We start from the raw sequence: 228 nt of genomic DNA on the forward strand, positions 1-228 counted from the left end.
CTTCAATGGATCGCTCCGGGACGAGTGCCTCAACATCAACTGGTTCGCCTCCTTGGCCGAGGCAAGGCGGCTGATCGAGGCGTGGAGGCGCGACTCCAATGAGAGCCGGCTTCACATGGCTCACAATGGGCAATCTCCCGACGAGTTTGCCCGTAACGCCGGCCTATGCCATGGTGGCAAGGTCAAAATCGCCACTGGATTTTAACGCCAAGGCCGCACCACCAGACC

1 protein-coding gene is annotated in these 228 nt (G+C 60.1%); it reads left to right on the forward strand.

The features are described 5' to 3' along the window. A partial coding sequence (locus tag HY17_RS20565; protein ID WP_146739643.1) for an integrase core domain-containing protein occupies positions 1 to 205 on the forward strand: 205 nt, incomplete at its 5' end. Positions 206 to 228: the final 23 nt, after the last annotated feature.

Origin of the sequence: Hyphomonas sp. CY54-11-8 (genome assembly GCF_000682735.1) — a bacterium.
Classification (GTDB): Bacteria; Pseudomonadota; Alphaproteobacteria; order Caulobacterales; family Hyphomonadaceae; genus Hyphomonas.